The organism is Paraburkholderia haematera (genome assembly GCF_905220975.1).
In the GTDB taxonomy this organism is placed as follows: Bacteria; Pseudomonadota; Gammaproteobacteria; order Burkholderiales; family Burkholderiaceae; genus Paraburkholderia; species Paraburkholderia haematera.
The window spans coordinates 340,530-358,060 of the sequence record NZ_CAJNBK010000002.1; the positions used below are offsets into that span (position 1 = coordinate 340,530).

Consider the following 17,531-nt stretch of genomic DNA (forward strand, 5'->3'; position numbering starts at 1 on the left):
CCGATTTTTCGGTTATCCGCGTGTATCGCTAAACCTGCTTTCTTATCGGTCTATTAGCGTCGCCCCTGTGCGGGGCGGCACCTACTTTTCTTTGTCTTCCAAAGAAAAGTAGGCAAAAGAAAGGCGCGTCCTTGGGCGGACAGCAAAGGCTGATTCTGTCCAAGGCGCTGCCAGCTTTTAGGCTGCTGTGAAGTGGGTCTGCGCGTGCCTCATCACGATCAATAAGAGAAGGGGACACTATGAGTCTCGTCGAAGTAAAAGTGCCGGATATCGGTGACTTCAAGGACGTCGATGTCATCGAAGTCAATATCAAACCGGGCGATGTCATCGAGAACGAACAGGCGTTGATGACGCTCGAGTCGGATAAGGCCTCCATCGAAGTGCCGAGCGATATCGCCGGCACCGTCAAGGAAGTGCGCGTCAAAGCCGGTGACAAAGTCTCGCAAGGCACGGTCATCGCGCTAGTCGAATCGTCTGCGGACGCTGCGCCGGCTAAGGCGCCCGAAAAAGCGCCCGCTCCGGCAGCAGCAGCGCCTGCACCCGCACCCAAGACGGCCGCGCCCGCGCCGCAAGCCGGTAGCTTCTCCGGCAACGCGGATGTCGAGTGCGACATGCTTGTGCTCGGTTCGGGCCCCGGCGGTTACTCGGCTGCGTTCCGCTCGGCCGACCTCGGCATGAAGACGGTGCTAGTCGAACGTTATGCAACGCTCGGCGGCGTCTGTCTGAATGTCGGCTGTATCCCGTCGAAGGCGCTGCTGCACACGGCCCTCGTCATCGACGAAGCCGAAGCGCTCGGCGCGCACGGCATTACGTTCGGCAAGCCGCAAATCGATCTCGACAAACTGCGCGACTTCAAGTCGGGCGTCGTCAAGAAGCTCACCGGCGGTCTCGCCGGCATGGCCAAGATGCGCAAGGTCGAAGTCGTAACGGGCACCGGCTCGTTCGTCGATCCGTATCACATGGAAGTGCAGACCGAAAGCGGCAAGAAGGTCGTCAAGTTCAAGCAGGCAATCATCGCCGCGGGCTCGGAAGCGGTGAAGCTGCCGTTCATTCCCGAAGATCCGCGCGTGGTCGATTCGACCGGCGCGCTCGAACTGCGTCAGATTCCGCAACGCATGCTGGTGATCGGCGGCGGCATCATCGGGCTGGAAATGGCGACGGTCTACGCCACGCTCGGCGCACAGATCGATGTGGTCGAAATGCTCGACGGCCTGATGGCCGGCGCGGATCGCGATCTGGTCAAGGTCTGGGAGAAGTACAACAGCAAGCGTTTTGCCAACGTCATGCTGAAGACCAAAACCACTGCGGCAGAAGCGAAAGACGACGGCATCTACGTGTCGTTCGAAGGCGAAAAGGCACCGGCCGAAGCGCAACGCTATGACCTCGTGCTGGTCGCTGTCGGCCGTTCGCCGAATGGCAAGAAGATCGGTGCGGACAAGGCGGGCGTCGCGGTAACCGATCGCGGCTTCATCGACGTCGACAAGCAGATGCGCACCAACGTGCCACATATCTTCGCGATCGGCGATATCGTCGGTCAGCCGATGCTCGCGCACAAAGCGGTGCATGAAGCTCACGTTGCCGCTGAAGTGGCTCACGGCGAGAAGGCATACTTCGATGCGCTGCAGATTCCGTCGGTGGCCTACACCGATCCGGAAGTGGCGTGGGCCGGCAAGACGGAAGACCAACTGAAGGCCGAAGGCATCAAGTACGGCAAGGCAGTGTTCCCATGGGCCGCTTCGGGTCGCGCAATCGCCAATGGCCGCGATGAAGGCTTCACCAAGCTGCTGTTCGACGAAGAAACGCATCGCGTGATCGGCGGTGGGATCGTCGGCCTGAACGCCGGCGACCTGATCAGCGAAGTCTGTCTCGCAGTCGAAATGGGTGCGGACGCGACGGACATCGGTAAGACGATTCACCCGCATCCGACGCTCGGCGAATCGATCGGTATGGCCGCCGAGTTGTACGAAGGCGTTTGCACCGACTTGCCGCCGCAGAAAAAGAAGTAATGCCGCTGGGTCCGCCTGCATGCAGGCGGACTCGATGAATGCAGAGGCAAAAAAAACGGCGCGCCCTTTGCGGGGCGCGCCTTTTTTTTTGCAGCAAGCAGCGTTTGTCGTGAAGCAACGCATGAGACACGCGCTGTGCACCCGGGGCAGCGGGAAAAAAATCCCGGCCTTTCGCCGGGCAAACGATACGCTATTCAACGTATCGGAGCGTTCGGCCAGATAAAACCGTGTGAGCGGCAACGGCACGACGCTGTTGCTTGCATGCTGTTACTGCAGTCGCGCCGGCCCAACCGTGAGTCGGGCCGGCGTGATGTGGGGCTTGAAACTTAGACTGCCTTCTTTGCCGACGAGCGCGATGCTTGTGCAGCGGCTTGCGATGCTGCCTTCGATGCGGCCGTTGCGGCTGCATTGAAGTTGCTTTCGGCGATTTCGACAGCTTGCTTCGTTGCCTTGTGGACCGTTTCGTACGTGGTGTTGGCGGCGGTGATAGCCGACTTCATCACGGCGACAGCAGTTTCCGAACCGGCCGGAGCATTCTTCGCAACGTTTTCGACGAGCGCCTGGACCTTGCGGTTTTGCTCTTCGAATTGCGCTTCCGCCACGCGGGTGAATTCACCTTGCGTTGCCGAAACGATTTCATACACGTGACGGCCGTACGACAGCGCCTTTTCAGCCACCGGCTGTGCAAGGCTTGCTTGCAGTGCCAGCAGTTCCTGCGCGTCCTTCACCGACAGGGCGCGCTGGGCGTTTTCCTGGCTTTCCGCGAGCGTCGACTTCACGACTTGCAGGTTCAGTTCAACCAGCTTTTCGACGCCTTCAAATGCTTTGGTCGTCAGGCCGAACAACGTTTCAAAGTTGGCTTTCTGGGCTGCAGCGAATTGCTCAGGGGTCAGCAGAGTCATGGTTTACGCTCCTGGATCGCGGTCTGTCTGTGCGGACCGCATTGGGTTGGTGGCGAGACGCTCTCAGATCGTCTCCCCGGACCGCGATGTTTTGTGCATCGCAGCAATGGTTCCCATTTTAGGATGGCTACAAAGAATGTCAAGTGCTTTTTGTGCATCGCACAATGTTAATAAATTGCTGATAAAACAACACGTTATGCGGTAGGCATGACATGCGTATGACGCGGGTTGATTTGTCTGTTGCACTGCGCCGGTGCAGAAGAAATCTGCACTTGTTACCGATTTCGAGAGGGATTTTGACGCGTTGGGAGGCGCTGCAGCGAGAGAGCAACCTTGACGTTTGACAAAAAATCCAACAACTGGGCCATATCGATGTAAACCAGAAAGTGTCACGGAACGTTAATGCTCTATGCCGGTCGAATGCGCGTTGGCGATCTCCAGCAGATGTTTAACAGCCTGCAGCGAGATCCCGTCGACGTTCCGGTGCGCCGGCGCGGTGCGCTGGCCAGGTTTTACGCGCCGGTGCTCTGACCGTATTTCCCCTGATCAAGGTTGTCTCGAAATTGCCGTTATGCTGAAAGAATCACCTCGATTCCGGCATATGGCGGCAAGGGCGAGGCGAAGCGCGCGGGCGATCGTTTTTTTCGATCGAAGCGCGGCACTTATTCGTGTTTTTGCGATCGGAGCTTACAAGCCGGTTTAAGGAGCGCGTATAAGTGCTTCAAATTGCTAATTTTTCGTTGTTTTACTACACTTGCGGAAACCTCTCGCCGCTCCCTACCGAACACCCATGAAAACCGACATGTTTTCGTCGCTAAAAGTGATCCACGGCGCGGCCCGCAGCACCGCTCTGTCGGTGGCCGCCTCCATGGTCATCGCAGCGGCGTTCGCCACGCCTGTCGGCGCTTTTGCGGCCACGCCCGCAGATACGCCCGCCCCGACTGCAAAAACCACCAAACACGCGAAAGCGAAGAAGCCCGCAGCAGCCACCGCCGACAAAGTGTCGAGCAAGAAGGCCGCCAAAGGCGCAGCGGTGAAGACCGTTGCCGCCGCGGGTGACGACGCGCCGCGCACGAGCGTCAAGCGCAAGCGCGTGACGTACACGTCGAACGGTCGCCACCACACGGCGGTGCGCCGCGTCGCGTACGAACCGCGTCAGCCAACCGTCGGCCAGGCTTTCGGTCTGCACGACACGCCCGACGCGTTGATGCTGCGTTCGAGCGTGGCCTACGTGATCGACCAGAACACGGGCGAATCGCTGTTCGACAAGAATTCGCGCGCCGTGGTGCCCATCGCGTCGATTACCAAGCTGATGACCGCAATGGTGGTGCTCGACTCGAAAGAGGCGATGACCGACCAGATCGAAGTCACCGACGAAGACCGCGACTACGAGAAGAACACCGGCTCGCGTCTGTCGGTGGGCTCGGTGCTCTCGCGTGAAGACATGCTGCATATCGCGCTGATGGCCTCGGAAAACCGCGCGGCCGCAGCGCTGTCGCGTTATTTCCCGGGTGGCCGTCCGGCGTTCCTCGCAGCAATGAATGCGAAGGCCAAGCAACTGGGCATGACCGACACGCACTTTGAAAACCCCACGGGTTTGACGAGCCAGAACGTGTCGAGCGCGCGTGACCTCGTGAAGATGGTCAACGCGGCGTATCAGTATCCGGTGATCCGCAAGTTCTCGACCGATCACAGCTATGAGGTGTACACCGGCAAGCGTTCGCTCGCCTACAACAGCACGAACGCATTGGTGCGTAACCCGACGTGGGACATCGGTCTGCAAAAGACCGGTTTCATCAACGAAGCGGGCGAGTGCCTCGTGATGCAGGCGACCATTCACGGCCGTCCCATGGTCATGGTGCTGCTCGACTCGTCGGGTAAGTATTCGCGCTTTGCGGACGCAACGCGTCTGCGCACGTGGCTCGACAACGGTGGCGATCAGCCGCGCATCACCAGCGCGGATGCGGGCGGTCCGGGCACCTGAAATTGCCCTGACATGCTCGAGCGGCCGGTTTTCGGGCCGGCCAGAAAAAAGCCTCGCATTTTTGCGAGGCTTTTTTATTGAAGCGGAGGAGGGGCCGCAGCCGGTTCAGGCGTGCTGGGGATGCGAATGCTCCTGCGGTGTCTGCGGGCGATAACCAAGCGATTCGGAAATCAGCAGCGCCGTTTGGCTCAGTTGTCCCAGCCACGAGTCCTGCAAGCGATCCGCCGGGGCGGACAGCGACAGGCCCGCAACCAGCTTGCCGGTGTCGTCGTAAATCCCCGCGGCGATGCAGCGCACACCCAGTTCCAGTTCTTCGTTATCGCGCGCGCACGCCTGTTGGCGCACATGTGACAGCTCGCGTTCGAGTTTGGTCAGATCGGTGATGCTGTTCTGCGTATGACCGGACAGGCCGGTGCGCGTAGCGTAGGCCCGCACGCGGGTCGATTCGTCTGCGGCGAGGAAGAGCTTGCCCACCGAGGTCAGATGCAGCGGCGCGCGCCCGCCGATCGCCCGCACCACCTGCATGCCGGAGCGCTCGGAGTAGGCCCGCTCTATATAGACGATCTCGTCGCCCTGACGGACCGACAGGTTCACTGTCTGCCCGGTTTGACGGTGCAGTTCGCGCATCGGCGTGAGCGCCGCGTCGCGTACCGACAGCCGTGCTTTCACCAGATTGCCCAGTTCGAGCAGGCGCATACCGAGACGGTACGTGCCGGGATCCGACCGGTCGACCAGCCGGCACATCACCATGTCGTTCAGGATGCGGTGCGCGGTGGACGGATGCAGCTCCGTTCGGATGGCGAGTTCTTTCAGGCTGACCGGGTCGCTATGCGCAGCGAGTGCATCGAGCAGGCGCATCATGCGTTCGATCACCTGGATCGACGTTTTGGGATCCGGGTTCGTATCGCTCATGGGAGGAATCGGTTGACGCGTCAAACAGCGGAAATTGATTGTATCCCGTATGGTGAAAAGAAGGGAAGCGGTTGGAAGCGCAATTCCAAATTAACGTGGCATTCGTCCTATGCCTTCCGGCCGTTGGTATTGTGCGGCAAACAGCGGATAATCAGGGACGTTTTCCCGAAGGAGGGGCTCATGCGAGTCGGATTGTTCGTCACCTGCCTGATCGATCTGATGCGTCCGGAGATCGGTTTTTCGGTTATCAAGCTGATCGAAGGCGCCGGTTTCGAGGTGGTGGTGCCGCCTGCGCAAACCTGTTGCGGGCAACCCGCGTACAACTCGGGCGAGCGGCGCATCGCGCGCGACCTGGCCGAGAAAACCTTGCGCGAGTTCGAACAGTTCGACTATGTCGTGGTGCCGTCCGGTTCCTGCGGCGGCATGATCCGCGCGCATTACGGCGACCTGTTTGCGGACGATCCGGAGCTGATGAACCGCTTTGGCCGATTGCGCGCCAAAGTGTTCGAGTTGACCGACTTCCTCGTCAATGTGGCCAAGGTGCAATTGCAGCCGGGCGAGTTCGCGGGCCAGGTGACCTATCACGATTCCTGTTCGGGGCTGCGCGAACTGGGCGTCAAGGCGCAGCCGCGCGAACTGCTTTCGCAGGTGGGTGTGGCGGTGACCGAAATGAAGGATTGCGAGCACTGCTGCGGCTTTGGCGGCACCTTCGCGGTCAAGTACGGCGACATCTCGACGGCGATCGTCGACGAGAAATGCGCGAATATCAGCGCGAGCGGCGCCGGCACGGTGGTGCTCGGCGACCTCGGCTGCATGCTCAATATCGAAGGCCGTTTGCGGCGCACCGGCGATACCACTACCCGCGTGCTGCACATCGCGCAGGTGCTGGCCGGCGACGCGTAAATTGTCGCGGCGCCCAGGCCGGCGCGCTTGATCCGGCACACGCCATTTCGCGCACTTCGTTCGCATTTCGTTCGTGCCCTTTAGTCGCGCATCGCACTCGCACGTTTCACTCGCCCATCTCTCTCGAATACGCTCAAGGCCGCCATGCAAGTCCAATCCATGCATTTCAAGGCCCGTGCGGGCCAGAAACTCGCCGACCAGCGTCTCCAGCAGAACCTCACCAAGCTGTCGACCAAGTTCGTGTCGGCCCGCGCCGCGGCCATGACTGCGATCGATTTCCCGGCCACCCGCGCGGCGCTCAAGGAGCGCCGCGATCGCGCGCTGGAAAATCTCGATGTCTGGCTCGAGACCTTCGAGCGCGAAGCGACCCGGCGCGGCGTGACAGTCCTGTTCGCCGAGACGACGCAGGAGGCCGCACGCCTCGTCGGTGATATCGCGCGCCGGCACGAGGTGAAGAAGGTGATCAAGACCAAGTCGATGGTCACCGAGGAAATGCGCCTGAATGACGTGCTCGGGCAAATGGGCGTGCAATCGATCGAAACCGATCTGGGCGAATATATTCTGCAGATCAATGACAACGAACCGCCTAGCCACATCATCGCGCCGGTCGTCCACAAAGATAAGGACGAGATCGCCGACCTCTTCGCGAAAACGCACCACCGGCCGCGTCAGACCGAGATCACGGACATGACTCGCGAAGCGCGCGAGGTACTGCGCCCGCACTTTATGACCGCGGACATGGGCGTGACGGGCGGCAACTTCGTGATAGCGGAGACAGGTTCGGTTGCGCTGGTCACGAACGAGGGCAACGAAGGCATGTGCACGGTGATGCCGCGCGTGCATGTGGCGGTGACCGGCATCGAGAAAGTGCTGCCTACGCTGGAGGATCTGGCGACGGCGATGCGTCTGTTGCCGCGCTCTGCGACCGGGCAGGCGGCGTCGAACTATTTTTCCGTGCTGACCGGACCGCGCGGCGTGGGCGATCAGGATGGTCCCGAGCATATGTATGTGGTGCTGGTCGACGGCGGCCGCACGGGGTTAATCGGCGGCGACTTCCAGGACATGCTGCGCTGTATCCGTTGCGGCGCTTGTATGAACCATTGCCCGGTATATCAGAAGGTGGGCGGTCATGCCTACGGCTGGGTTTATCCGGGGCCCATGGGATCGGTGCTGACGCCGAGCTACGTTGGGATCGACAAAGCGTTGGATCTGCCGCAGGCGGCGACTTTGTGCGGCGAGTGCAACAGCGTCTGTCCGGTGGGCATTCCCTTGTCAGATCTGCTGCGCAAGCTGCGCGAGAAGCAGGTCGAGCGACGCCTGCGGCCGTGGCGCGAGCGGGTAGGGCTCGCGGTGTGGGGTTTCCTGGCGCTCCACCCGGATGCTTATGCGCTTTTCACCAAGCTGGCGGTTCGCGTGCTGGAACAGATGGGTGGGCGAAATCGTTCGATTACGAAGCTGCCGTTGGGCGGCGCCGGCTGGACCAATACGCGCGATATGCCGGCGCCGGTTGGCCGTACGTTCAGAGAGCTGTACGCCGCGCAACGCAGCCATATTGGCTGAGCGAGGGGCGCGGTCGTTGCAATTGCGAGGCGGATGGAATGTGTGGAGCGAGCGAGGCTGCCGGTCCGTCCGGCTTTGTGATTTCTAGCTGAAGCTTCCGAAACCACTCGCCTGGTGCCAGTGGCCCAGGGAGATTCGCTCCCGGCGGCAGACGCACCGGATGTGCCCGATACGCGAGGCGTGACGCGATACCGCGCCTACGCCTGCCCCCTCCTTGCAGGATCAATGATCCGTCATCCCTGGCTGGCGGCTGTAACTACCTCTCGCTTGCGCATTGCCCCCGTTGCCGCGTCCACCGCCATTGCCTGCTTGCTGTGGCGCAGGGGGCGGCGGGCTTCCAGCCCCGGGTCGTGGCGCATTGGAACCACTCGGTCCTCTCGGCCCGCCAACCGCGCCTTGAGGCGGCGGTCCCCCGTTCGGCTGACCATGCCAGCCGCCGTTATCTCCGCGGTTTCCATTGTTTCCATAGTTGCCGTTATTCGGCCGTCCCCGATCCGGATAACCCGGGTAGCCCGGGTAACCCCGATAACCCGGCCCCGGCCCGTAATAGCGGCCAGGCCCGTCGTAGTAACCCGGGTCCGGATAGTTGCTGTAGCCCATGTAGACGTTGGTTTGCGGCACAACCGGTACGCCGGTGGCATAGCCGTCGTAACCGTCATAGCCGCTGTAACCGCCGCCATAGCCGTTGCTGCCCACCGGTGTGCCATCCGGATAGACTGCGCAGCCGCTGAGCAATGCGGCAGCGGCGGTCAGCACGGCAAGAGGAGCAATTCGTTTCATCACGAGGACCAGTGCGAATATTCATGTCTATAAGACAGCTATTATCGCCAACCGTCGCGCCAGTTTTGTATGTGTTTGTAAGGATTTCTTTTTCGTGCCACGACGCATGTCAACCGTCGTGGACGATCACGCGGCCAATGGACTGTTCCATCCAGAGCAACGCTGTATCTCGCGCCCGTGGGTTTTTCCCGATTGTGAATTTCTATAGCATTTCGACTGGGCATAGTGCGTCACGAGCTCACGAGCCCCTAATCGGAAGAAAACACATCATGAAAAAGACAATATCGGTGTACTGGCCCTTTGCCATCGTTGTGCCGCTCGCTGCGGCAGGCTATCTGCACGTTTGCGGCGACGCCGCTTTGCGTGCCTCCCAGGCCCCGCTCGCTGCTGATCAACTGACCGCGGAACTGGCGCGTGCCGTCTCGTACGGCATGGTCGACAATGCGTCGACATTGCCGGCCAAACCCGTGCGCGCCGCGACGGCAATGCCGCTGGCTCAGGCATCTTAAGCGCGGCGGGACGAGATAGTGAGTCAGGATTCCATCGTGTCAGCCGCTGCCGGATCGGGAGCGGGTGACAGCGCGGCGGCGTCTATGGCGGAACATCGCCCTTGCTGAGTTGGCGCGGCGTCCGTGTGTGAATCCGGATGCCGACAGAAGCGCGCCGTGTCCGGCGTAATTTGGTGCAGCTTTGTATAATCGCGGCACTGTTTCCTAACCGTTGATCCGCGGGCGTCTAGCGTCCGGAAGCCTCTGATGAAAACCGTGTCCATCTGCTTTGTCTGCTTGGGGAACATCTGCCGTTCGCCAACCGCGGAAGGTGTGATGCGCCGTCTGGTCGGCGAGGCGAAGCTCGCGGAGCGCATTCTGGTCGATTCCGCCGGCACGGGCGACTGGCACATCGGCCAGCCGCCAGACGATCGTGCGCAACGGGCGGCCGGACGGCGGGGGTATGAGCTTGCCGCCTTGCGTGGACGTCAGATCGCGGCAGGCGACTTCGAGCACTTCGACCTGCTGATCGCGATGGACGACAAAAACGTCGCCGCATTGCGCCAGGTTTGTCCGGCGGAGCAGCGTGACAAAATCCGCCTGCTGATGGAGTTCGTCCCGGAGGCGGATGGTCGCTGGGGCGGCGCCCGCGAAGTCGTCGACCCCTATTTCGGCGGCACCGAAGGGTTCGAACAGGTGCTGGATCAATGCGAAGCGGCCTGCCGCGGGCTGATCGCGGCCTTGCGTCCCCAATTGGTTGCGTAAGTCAGGCGAACGTCGGCTGCCTTATCCAGCAATTAAGCAAATGACCCAAATCACAATAGGGATACTTGACTAATTCACTCATGTATTTATACTTGACCAAACTTGTCGAGAATTGCGGTTCCCACACTATATGAGACTCACCACGAAAGGCCGTTTCGCCGTCACGGCGATGATTGACCTGGCACTGCGCCAGGAGCAGGGCCCGGTGACGCTTGCGGGTATCAGCCAGCGCCAACATATCTCCCTGTCTTATCTCGAGCAGCTGTTTGGCAAGCTGCGTCGTCACGAAATCGTCGAGTCCGTGCGCGGACCGGGCGGCGGCTACAATCTGGCCCGCCGCGCTGAAGACGTGACCGTCGCCGACATCATCATCGCTGTCGACGAACCGCTCGACGCCACCCAGTGCGGCGGCAAGGGCTCGTGCGAGGGCACCAAACAGCACGACGGCCACTGCATGACGCACGAATTGTGGTCGACGCTGAACCAGAAAATGGTCGAGTACCTGGATTCGGTCTCCCTGAAAGATCTGGTCGACCAGCAGCGTTCGCGCGAAGGCGCGCCGGCAGTGTTGCGCGACCGGCGCAACGAGGCGCCGGCGGTCGAACCCGCCCGCGTCGTGCCGAAAGGGCCCAATTCAGTTTTCAACATGGCCGGTTCCTAGGCGCGGCAATCTGAACGCACCGCAGCCTGATCAGGAATCCAGAAGCCAGAGCAATGACGTCCCCGGAGCAATTGATGAACAACGACACTCTCCACCTGCCCATTTACATGGACTACAGCGCGACGACGCCGATCGATCCGCGTGTGGTGGACAAGATGATTCCGTATCTGCGTGAGCAGTTCGGCAACCCCGCATCGCGCAGCCACAAGTATGGCTGGGACGCGGAACGTGCGGTCGAGGAAGCGCGCGAGAACGTCGCTGCGCTGGTGAATGCCGATCCGCGCGAAATCATCTGGACCTCGGGCGCAACGGAGTCGGACAACCTCGCGATCAAGGGTGCTGCGCACTTCTACAAGAGCAAGGGTAAGCACATCATCACGGTGAAGACCGAGCACAAGGCTGTGCTCGACACCTGCCGCGAACTCGAACGCGAAGGCTTTGACGTCACGTATCTGGATGTGAAGGACGACGGTCTCATCGACCTCGAGAAGTTCAAGGCCGCGCTGCGCCCGGATACGATTCTGGTTTCGGTCATGTCGGTGAACAACGAGATCGGCGTGATCCAGGACATCGAGGCGATCGGCGAGATCACCCGTGAAAAGGGCATCATTTTCCACGTCGACGCGGCACAAGCCACCGGTAAGATCGAGATCGACCTGCAAAAACTGAAGGTCGACCTGATGTCGTTCTCGGCGCACAAGACGTACGGTCCGAAGGGCATTGGCGCGCTGTACGTGCGTCGCAAGCCGCGTATCCGCATCGAAGCGCAGATGCACGGCGGCGGTCACGAGCGCGGCATGCGCTCGGGCACGCTGGCCACGCACCAGATCGTCGGTATGGGCGAAGCGTTCCGTATCGCGCGTGAAGAAATGGCGACGGAAAACGAACGCATCCGCATGCTGCGCGACCGTTTGCTGCGCGGTCTGCAGGACATGGAAGAAACGTATGTGAACGGCCACATGGAAAAACGTGTGCCGCACAATCTGAACATCAGCTTCAATTTCGTCGAAGGCGAGTCGCTGATCATGGCGGTGAAGGACGTGGCGGTGTCGTCGGGCTCGGCTTGTACGTCGGCTTCGCTGGAACCGTCGTACGTGCTGCGCGCACTGGGGCGTAACGACGAGTTGGCACATAGCTCGATCCGCTTCACGGTGGGCCGTTTCACGACGGAGCAGGATGTCGATTACGTGATTAACCTGCTGAAGACCAAAATTTCGAAGCTGCGCGATCTGTCGCCGCTGTGGGAAATGCACCAGGACGGGATCGATATTTCGACGATCAAGTGGGCTGCGCACTGACGCGCCAACGCTTAAGCGTCGCGCTTTGCGTCGCGTTTGCGTCGCGATTGCGTCGAACAAGCAACGAATGCAGGTTGAAACGAAACAAGGAGTGTAATCATGTCTTATAGCGCAAAGGTTCTGGACCACTACGAAAACCCGCGCAACGTCGGTTCCTTCGCGAAGGACGACGATGCGGTCGGCACCGGCATGGTCGGCGCACCGGCATGCGGCGACGTGATGAAGCTGCAGATCCGCGTGGGCGCGGACGGCATCATCGAAGACGCGAAGTTCAAGACGTACGGCTGCGGTTCGGCAATCGCGTCGAGCTCGCTCGTCACCGAATGGGTGAAAGGCAAGACGCTCGATCAGGCCATGTCGATCAAGAACACGCAGATCGCCGAGGAACTGGCGCTGCCGCCGGTGAAAATCCACTGCTCGATCCTCGCGGAAGACGCGATCAAGGCAGCGGTTGCCGACTACAAGCAACGCCACGGTGAAGCGGTCGTCGAAGGCGACAAGCAACACGCGTAAGCGGCAGTCGAGCGCGTGGTTGAGTGCTCATTTGAGTGCTCACTTAAGTGAGTCGAAGCGGGCGGTGCAAGCAGAAAGGCACGGCCCGGCATGAGCGATATTTGATGCAGGCAGGGTAGCAGCGCGGAAGTAGTCACACGAGTGACGAACACGCGCGGCGCAATGAGAAACGCTATGGCAATTACGTTGACCGAAAAGGCAGCACAGCACGTCCAGAAGTATCTGAACCGTCGCGGCAAGGGTGTCGGGCTGCGCGTAGGCGTGCGCACCACGGGTTGCTCGGGTTTGGCCTACAAGCTCGAGTACGTGGATGAACTCGCGCCCGAAGACGAAGTGTTCGATTGCAACGGCGTGAAGATCATTGTCGACCCGAAAAGCCTCGCCTATATCGACGGCACCGAACTCGACTTCGCACGCGAAGGGTTGAACGAGGGCTTCAGGTTCAACAACCCGAACGTGAAGGACGAGTGCGGTTGCGGCGAATCGTTCCGCGTGTAAATCGGCTCACTCCGCGTGCAGCGGATCAAAGGCGGCGCGTGCCGCCTTTTTAGTTTCATCCGCGCATCCGGGTCGCCGTCTTTGTCGTTGAATTCCTGCTGCGCTTTCGATCCGCGTTTTTAGCCTGCACTCCGGTGCGCTTTCCTGAACGGACTCCTTTTATCCGATGGTCTCGCTGAACGACAGCCACTTCGACCTGTTCGATCTGCCGGCGCAATTCGCGCTCGACGCAGCGGTACTCGATCACGCCTACCGCACGGTGCAGGCGCAAGTGCATCCGGACCGCTTCGCGGCGGCCGGCGACGCGCAAAAGCGCGTGGCGATGCAATGGGCAACGCGCACCAACGAGGCATATCAGACGCTGCGCGATCCGTTGAAGCGTGCGACTTATCTGCTGCATCTGCGCGGCATCGACGTCGGCGCGCACAACAACACGGCGATGGAGCCGGCGTTCCTGATGCAGCAGATGGAGTGGCGTGAAGGCATTGAAGACGCTGCCGCGGCAAAGAACGTCGACGCGCTCGACGCCTTGCTGACCGAACTGCAGGACGAAGAGCGCATGCGCTTCAACAAGCTCGGCGCACTGCTCGACAGCGGCGCGAATCAGGCGGCGGGCGAAGCGGTGCGGCAGTTGATGTTCATCGAACGGGTGGCGTCGGAGATTGGCACGCAGATCGAGCGTCTCGAGAACTAGCCGTCCGGCGATCAGGCGATCCCGCGTCCCGGCGTCCCGGTACGCGCCGGTGTCCCGCAAGAATATGCAGCCATAGCAGCCGCAGCAACACAATTAGCAACGCATCCAGCAACGCGAAAATTCAGGACGGGGTCCAGCGGCCCCGAGAAGATCCAGATGGCCTTACTGCAAATCTCCGAACCCGGCATGGCGCCGGCGCCCCATCAGCGGCGTCTCGCGGTCGGTATCGATCTTGGCACGACCAATTCCCTCGTCGCCGCCGTGCGCAGCGGCGTGCCCGACGTGCTGCCCGACGAAGACGGCCATGTGCTGCTGCCGTCGGTGGTGCGGTACCTGGAAAAGGGCGGCCGCCGTATCGGCCGCACGGCCAAGGCTGAAGCCGCGAGCGATCCGCGCAACACGATCGTGTCGGTCAAGCGCTTCATGGGCCGCGGCAAGGCGGAAGTGGAAGGCGCCGAAAACGCGCCGTACGACTTTATCGACGCACCCGGCATGGTGCAGATTCGTACCGTCGACGGCGTGAAGAGCCCGGTCGAAGTGTCGGCGGAAATTCTTGCGACGCTGCGCCAGCGCGCCGAAGACACGCTCGGCGACGAGCTGGTCGGCGCCGTCATTACCGTGCCCGCGTATTTCGACGAAGCGCAGCGCCAGGCGACCAAGGACGCCGCGCGTCTCGCCGGCCTGAACGTGCTGCGTCTCCTGAACGAGCCGACTGCGGCCGCGATTGCTTACGGCCTCGATAACGGTTCCGAAGGCCTCTACGCGGTCTACGACCTCGGCGGCGGCACCTTCGATCTGTCGATTCTGAAGCTCACCAAGGGTGTGTTCGAAGTGCTCGCGGCGGGCGGCGATTCCGCGCTCGGCGGCGACGATTTCGACCATGCACTGTATCGCCACGTGCTGGAGCAGGCGGGCATCGCGCCGCACACGCTCGCACCGGAAGACGTCCGTCTGCTGCTCGACTGCGTACGCGTGACCAAGGAGGCGTTGTCTGACGCGCCAAATGCGGAGGTGCAGGCGAAGCTCTCGAACGGCACACAGATCGATCTGAGCGTCGGCGAGGCTACTTTCGAAGCCATCACGCAGGCGCTGGTTCAACGCACGCTGGGGCCGACGAAGAAAGCGCTACGCGACGCCAAAGTGGCGACGAAAGATATCAAGGGCGTGGTGCTGGTCGGCGGCGCGACGCGCATGCCGGTGATTCGCCGCGCGGTCGAGTCGTTCTTCGGCCAGCCGCCACTCATCAATCTCGACCCGGATCAGGTCGTCGCGCTTGGCGCTGCGATTCAGGCCGATCTGCTCGCGGGCAATCGCGGTGCCGACGGCGACGACTGGCTGTTGCTCGACGTGATTCCGCTGTCGCTCGGCGTCGAAACGATGGGCGGATTGACCGAGAAAATCATCCCGCGCAATTCGACGATTCCGGTCGCGCGTGCGCAGGATTTCACGACCTTCAAGGACGGCCAGACGGCGATGGCGATCCACGTCGTGCAAGGCGAGCGCGAGCTCGTCAACGATTGCCGTTCGCTCGCGCGTTTCGAGTTGCGCGGCATTCCGCCGATGGCGGCCGGCGCGGCGCGGATTCGCGTCACGTATCAGGTCGACGCGGACGGCCTGCTATCCGTGTTCGCGCGTGAACAGGGTTCGGGTGTGGAGGCGTCGGTGGTGGTCAAGCCGTCCTACGGTCTCGCCGACGACGACATTGCCAGAATGCTCGAAGAGAGCTTTTCGACCGCCGAAGTCGACATGCGCGCGCGCGCGTTGCGTGAAGCGCAAGTGGAAGCACGCCGTCTCGTGGAAGCGACCGACGCGGCGCTCGCCGCCGACGCTGAATTGCTCGACGACAGCGAACGCGCCGAACTCGACACGCTGCTTACCGCGCTGCGCAACATTGCCCAAAGCGACGACGCCGACGCGATCGAAGCCGCCACCAAAACGCTCGCCGAAGGCACCGACGAATTCGCCGCCCGCCGCATGAACAAGGGCATTCGCCGCGCGCTGGCCGGCCGCAAGCTCGACGAGATCTGAGTCTTGCGGCGCGCCCGCCGGCAATGAACCGCGCCGCGTGGACTTAAAAAGTCCGCGCGGCGCCAGTAAAATGGTACGGAGCCTGTTTGCGGCCGCCGTGCCGCAGACCCAAACGGAAAATGTATGCCTCAAATCGTTGTGCTGCCTCACGTCGAACTGTGCCCGGAAGGTGCGGTGATCGATGCCGTGCCCGGTAAGAGCATCTGCGACAGCCTGCTCGAACACGGCATTGAAATCGAGCACGCGTGCGAGAAGTCCTGCGCGTGCACGACCTGCCACGTGATCGTGCGTGAGGGTTTCGCCGCCTTGACGCCGTCTGAGGAAGACGAGGACGATCTGTTGGACAAGGCGTGGGGGCTCGAGCCGGCCTCGCGCCTGTCGTGCCAGGCGATGGTGCCGGCCGAGCAGGATCTGGTCGTCGAAATCCCGCGCTACTCAATTAATCACGCGAAGGAAAATCACTAACTGGAGGATGCAGCCATGAAGTGGACCGATACGCAAGACATCGCGATGGCCCTGACTGACAAGCACCAGGGCATCGATCCGCAGCAGGTGCGTTTCACCGATTTGCACCGCTGGGTGACCGAACTGGAAGGATTCGACGACGACCCGAACCGGTCGAACGAAAAGATCCTTGAAGCAATTCAGGCTGCATGGATCGAAGACGCGGATTATTGAGCACGGTGCTGGATTTTCCGGCGGCGGGACGCGATCGATTCCGCTCCGGCTGCGGCAAAGAAAAAGGCGATTCCATTGGAATCGCCTTTTTTAATGCCTGGAGAGTCTTTCAGGCTGCCAGCGGTCAGCTTGCTACGAGCGTGCCGTTTTCGACCCGCACACGCTGGCCTTGCTGGAACGGAGGCGCGTCGTGGTACGTGAAGTAGCGCGTCTTGCCGTTTTCCATCCGCACCCGCACCGAATACGACGTCGTGCTGCGGATGTGCTTTTCAACCGAGTTACCGGCAAGGCCGCCGCCGAGGGCGCCGAGCACAGTCATCGCCGTGCGGCCGTTGCCGCTGCCGAACTGGTTACCCACCACGCCGCCGGCCACTGCGCCGCCGACCGCGCCGATACCGGTGCCGTGACCTTCCTGACGTACCGTCGAGATGGCTTCCACTGTGCCGCAGGTCGAGCAGTAGGCCGGTTGCGACGGCTGTTGCTGAGCGTACTGCGGTGCCGGCTGGGCCTGTTGCTGCTGGGCGTACTGCTGTTGTTGAGCAGACGACGGGACCGGTTGAGGCGCCGGTTGCTGCGCCGCCTGTTGTGCTGCGGGCTGCGCGCCTGCCTGCTGGGCAGCCGGATTTGCCGGCGCCGCCGAATCGACCACGCCCGGTTGGGTGGTCACTTGCGCAGACTGGGTCTGATCCGTTTGCGCGCCGGTGCTCGACGCCTTCGGGAACAGCCCTGTGATGGCTGCGGTCGCGGCGAGACTGGCAATGATCAGTGCACCGGCAGCGGTAGCGACCAGCGGGTGAAGACGACGTTGTTGAGTGGGTTTGGTATCTTGATTATCCATATTGGCCTCCGTCTGAAGCAGAG

General features: G+C 61.5%; 20 protein-coding genes. 16 read left to right on the forward strand and 4 right to left on the reverse strand.

Annotation, left to right across the window (positions count from 1 at the left end):
• Positions 1 to 239 precede the first annotated feature (239 nt).
• Together lpdA and KHO23_RS05885 are read left to right on the forward strand one after the other, a co-directional pair.
• Entirely contained in the window at positions 240 to 2,006 is a 1,767-nt protein-coding gene (gene lpdA, locus KHO23_RS05880) for a dihydrolipoyl dehydrogenase (RefSeq protein WP_211610095.1), read from the forward strand.
• Positions 2,007 to 2,040: 34 nt separating this feature from the next.
• Positions 2,041 to 2,229, forward strand: a complete 189-nt coding sequence (locus tag KHO23_RS05885; protein WP_211610096.1) for a hypothetical protein — start codon at positions 2,041 to 2,043, stop codon at positions 2,227 to 2,229.
• A gap of 103 nt (positions 2,230 to 2,332) precedes the next feature.
• On the opposite strand, the gene KHO23_RS05890 is transcribed toward KHO23_RS05885, so the two are convergent.
• A complete protein-coding gene (locus KHO23_RS05890; RefSeq protein WP_211610097.1) occupies positions 2,333 to 2,908 on the reverse strand; it encodes a phasin family protein in 576 nt (191 codons plus the stop codon).
• 402 nt (positions 2,909 to 3,310) lie between these two features.
• Between KHO23_RS05890 and KHO23_RS35360 the strand changes: the two genes are divergently transcribed.
• Complete coding sequence (locus KHO23_RS35360; RefSeq protein ID WP_268963871.1) at positions 3,311 to 3,439, forward strand: hypothetical protein; 129 nt, start codon at positions 3,311 to 3,313, stop codon at positions 3,437 to 3,439.
• 259 nt (positions 3,440 to 3,698) lie between these two features.
• Positions 3,699 to 4,892, forward strand: a complete 1,194-nt coding sequence (pbpG, locus tag KHO23_RS05895) for a D-alanyl-D-alanine endopeptidase (protein WP_211610098.1) — start codon at positions 3,699 to 3,701, stop codon at positions 4,890 to 4,892.
• Positions 4,893 to 4,997: 105 nt separating this feature from the next.
• Here the strand turns inward: pbpG and KHO23_RS05900 are convergent, their stop codons facing one another.
• The gene (locus KHO23_RS05900; protein ID WP_211610099.1) at positions 4,998 to 5,804 is read right to left on the reverse strand and encodes an IclR family transcriptional regulator; all 807 of its coding nucleotides are present in this window, start codon (positions 5,802 to 5,804) and stop codon (positions 4,998 to 5,000) included.
• 180 nt (positions 5,805 to 5,984) lie between these two features.
• On the opposite strand from KHO23_RS05900, the gene KHO23_RS05905 reads away from it, so the two are divergent.
• Complete coding sequence (locus tag KHO23_RS05905; protein ID WP_211610100.1) at positions 5,985 to 6,707, forward strand: (Fe-S)-binding protein; 723 nt, start codon at positions 5,985 to 5,987, stop codon at positions 6,705 to 6,707.
• 144 nt (positions 6,708 to 6,851) lie between these two features.
• Complete coding sequence (locus KHO23_RS05910; protein WP_211610101.1) at positions 6,852 to 8,267, forward strand: lactate utilization protein B; 1,416 nt, start codon at positions 6,852 to 6,854, stop codon at positions 8,265 to 8,267.
• Positions 8,268 to 8,489: 222 nt separating this feature from the next.
• Here the strand turns inward: KHO23_RS05910 and KHO23_RS05915 are convergent, their stop codons facing one another.
• A complete protein-coding gene (locus KHO23_RS05915; protein WP_211610102.1) occupies positions 8,490 to 9,047 on the reverse strand; it encodes a hypothetical protein in 558 nt (185 codons plus the stop codon).
• Between the two features lie 269 nt (positions 9,048 to 9,316).
• Here KHO23_RS05915 and KHO23_RS05920 point away from each other — a divergent pair, with 269 nt between their 5' ends.
• The 10 genes from KHO23_RS05920 to iscX all read left to right on the forward strand — a co-directional run bounded on the left by KHO23_RS05920 (position 9,317) and on the right by iscX (position 16,670).
• Positions 9,317 to 9,556, forward strand: a complete 240-nt coding sequence (locus tag KHO23_RS05920; protein WP_211610103.1) for a hypothetical protein — start codon at positions 9,317 to 9,319, stop codon at positions 9,554 to 9,556.
• A 246-nt stretch (positions 9,557 to 9,802) separates the two neighbouring features.
• Positions 9,803 to 10,300, forward strand: a complete 498-nt coding sequence (locus KHO23_RS05925; RefSeq protein ID WP_211610104.1) for a low molecular weight protein-tyrosine-phosphatase — start codon at positions 9,803 to 9,805, stop codon at positions 10,298 to 10,300.
• A gap of 130 nt (positions 10,301 to 10,430) precedes the next feature.
• On the forward strand, positions 10,431 to 10,961 hold the full coding sequence (iscR, locus tag KHO23_RS05930) for a Fe-S cluster assembly transcriptional regulator IscR (protein ID WP_028199491.1): 531 nt from the start codon (positions 10,431 to 10,433) through the stop codon (positions 10,959 to 10,961).
• A 74-nt stretch (positions 10,962 to 11,035) separates the two neighbouring features.
• Positions 11,036 to 12,259 carry an IscS subfamily cysteine desulfurase gene (locus tag KHO23_RS05935; protein WP_211610105.1) on the forward strand — a complete coding sequence of 408 codons (1,224 nt, stop codon included), beginning with the start codon at positions 11,036 to 11,038 and terminating at the stop codon, positions 12,257 to 12,259.
• Positions 12,260 to 12,358: 99 nt separating this feature from the next.
• Positions 12,359 to 12,772, forward strand: a complete 414-nt coding sequence (iscU, locus tag KHO23_RS05940) for a Fe-S cluster assembly scaffold IscU (protein ID WP_211610106.1) — start codon at positions 12,359 to 12,361, stop codon at positions 12,770 to 12,772.
• A gap of 174 nt (positions 12,773 to 12,946) precedes the next feature.
• Positions 12,947 to 13,270 carry an iron-sulfur cluster assembly protein IscA gene (gene iscA, locus KHO23_RS05945; protein WP_211610107.1) on the forward strand — a complete coding sequence of 108 codons (324 nt, stop codon included), beginning with the start codon at positions 12,947 to 12,949 and terminating at the stop codon, positions 13,268 to 13,270.
• Positions 13,271 to 13,436: 166 nt separating this feature from the next.
• On the forward strand, positions 13,437 to 13,964 hold the full coding sequence (gene hscB, locus KHO23_RS05950) for a Fe-S protein assembly co-chaperone HscB (RefSeq protein WP_211610108.1): 528 nt from the start codon (positions 13,437 to 13,439) through the stop codon (positions 13,962 to 13,964).
• Between the two features lie 156 nt (positions 13,965 to 14,120).
• Positions 14,121 to 15,992 carry a Fe-S protein assembly chaperone HscA gene (hscA, locus tag KHO23_RS05955; RefSeq protein WP_211610109.1) on the forward strand — a complete coding sequence of 624 codons (1,872 nt, stop codon included), beginning with the start codon at positions 14,121 to 14,123 and terminating at the stop codon, positions 15,990 to 15,992.
• Positions 15,993 to 16,115: 123 nt separating this feature from the next.
• The gene (gene fdx / locus KHO23_RS05960) at positions 16,116 to 16,457 is read left to right on the forward strand and encodes an ISC system 2Fe-2S type ferredoxin (RefSeq protein WP_097389705.1); all 342 of its coding nucleotides are present in this window, start codon (positions 16,116 to 16,118) and stop codon (positions 16,455 to 16,457) included.
• Between the two features lie 15 nt (positions 16,458 to 16,472).
• On the forward strand, positions 16,473 to 16,670 hold the full coding sequence (gene iscX, locus KHO23_RS05965) for a Fe-S cluster assembly protein IscX (RefSeq protein ID WP_028199498.1): 198 nt from the start codon (positions 16,473 to 16,475) through the stop codon (positions 16,668 to 16,670).
• 124 nt (positions 16,671 to 16,794) lie between these two features.
• Here the strand turns inward: iscX and KHO23_RS05970 are convergent, their stop codons facing one another.
• Positions 16,795 to 17,508, reverse strand: coding sequence for a glycine zipper 2TM domain-containing protein (locus KHO23_RS05970; protein ID WP_211610110.1), 714 nt, complete (start codon positions 17,506 to 17,508; stop codon positions 16,795 to 16,797).
• Positions 17,509 to 17,531: the final 23 nt, after the last annotated feature.

What these genes read in the sequence shown, in the direction of transcription:
- KHO23_RS05910 (WP_211610101.1), top strand. Translation starts at nt 6,852, where the DNA reads ATGCAAGTCCAATCCATGCATTTCAAGGCCCGTGCGGGCCAGAAACTC.
- KHO23_RS05885 (WP_211610096.1), top strand. Translation starts at nt 2,041, where the DNA reads ATGAATGCAGAGGCAAAAAAAACGGCGCGCCCTTTGCGGGGCGCGCCT.
- KHO23_RS05935 (WP_211610105.1), top strand. Translation starts at nt 11,036, where the DNA reads ATGAACAACGACACTCTCCACCTGCCCATTTACATGGACTACAGCGCG.
- hscB (WP_211610108.1), top strand. Translation starts at nt 13,437, where the DNA reads ATGGTCTCGCTGAACGACAGCCACTTCGACCTGTTCGATCTGCCGGCG.
- hscA (WP_211610109.1), top strand. Translation starts at nt 14,121, where the DNA reads ATGGCCTTACTGCAAATCTCCGAACCCGGCATGGCGCCGGCGCCCCAT.
- lpdA (WP_211610095.1), top strand. Translation starts at nt 240, where the DNA reads ATGAGTCTCGTCGAAGTAAAAGTGCCGGATATCGGTGACTTCAAGGAC.
- iscU (WP_211610106.1), top strand. Translation starts at nt 12,359, where the DNA reads ATGTCTTATAGCGCAAAGGTTCTGGACCACTACGAAAACCCGCGCAAC.
- fdx (WP_097389705.1), top strand. Translation starts at nt 16,116, where the DNA reads ATGCCTCAAATCGTTGTGCTGCCTCACGTCGAACTGTGCCCGGAAGGT.
- iscX (WP_028199498.1), top strand. Translation starts at nt 16,473, where the DNA reads ATGAAGTGGACCGATACGCAAGACATCGCGATGGCCCTGACTGACAAG.
- KHO23_RS35360 (WP_268963871.1), top strand. Translation starts at nt 3,311, where the DNA reads ATGCTCTATGCCGGTCGAATGCGCGTTGGCGATCTCCAGCAGATGTTT.
- KHO23_RS05970 (WP_211610110.1), bottom strand. Translation starts at nt 17,508, where the DNA reads ATGGATAATCAAGATACCAAACCCACTCAACAACGTCGTCTTCACCCG.
- iscR (WP_028199491.1), top strand. Translation starts at nt 10,431, where the DNA reads ATGAGACTCACCACGAAAGGCCGTTTCGCCGTCACGGCGATGATTGAC.
- pbpG (WP_211610098.1), top strand. Translation starts at nt 3,699, where the DNA reads ATGAAAACCGACATGTTTTCGTCGCTAAAAGTGATCCACGGCGCGGCC.
- iscA (WP_211610107.1), top strand. Translation starts at nt 12,947, where the DNA reads ATGGCAATTACGTTGACCGAAAAGGCAGCACAGCACGTCCAGAAGTAT.
- KHO23_RS05890 (WP_211610097.1), bottom strand. Translation starts at nt 2,908, where the DNA reads ATGACTCTGCTGACCCCTGAGCAATTCGCTGCAGCCCAGAAAGCCAAC.
- KHO23_RS05905 (WP_211610100.1), top strand. Translation starts at nt 5,985, where the DNA reads ATGCGAGTCGGATTGTTCGTCACCTGCCTGATCGATCTGATGCGTCCG.
- KHO23_RS05925 (WP_211610104.1), top strand. Translation starts at nt 9,803, where the DNA reads ATGAAAACCGTGTCCATCTGCTTTGTCTGCTTGGGGAACATCTGCCGT.
- KHO23_RS05920 (WP_211610103.1), top strand. Translation starts at nt 9,317, where the DNA reads ATGAAAAAGACAATATCGGTGTACTGGCCCTTTGCCATCGTTGTGCCG.
- KHO23_RS05915 (WP_211610102.1), bottom strand. Translation starts at nt 9,047, where the DNA reads ATGAAACGAATTGCTCCTCTTGCCGTGCTGACCGCCGCTGCCGCATTG.
- KHO23_RS05900 (WP_211610099.1), bottom strand. Translation starts at nt 5,804, where the DNA reads ATGAGCGATACGAACCCGGATCCCAAAACGTCGATCCAGGTGATCGAA.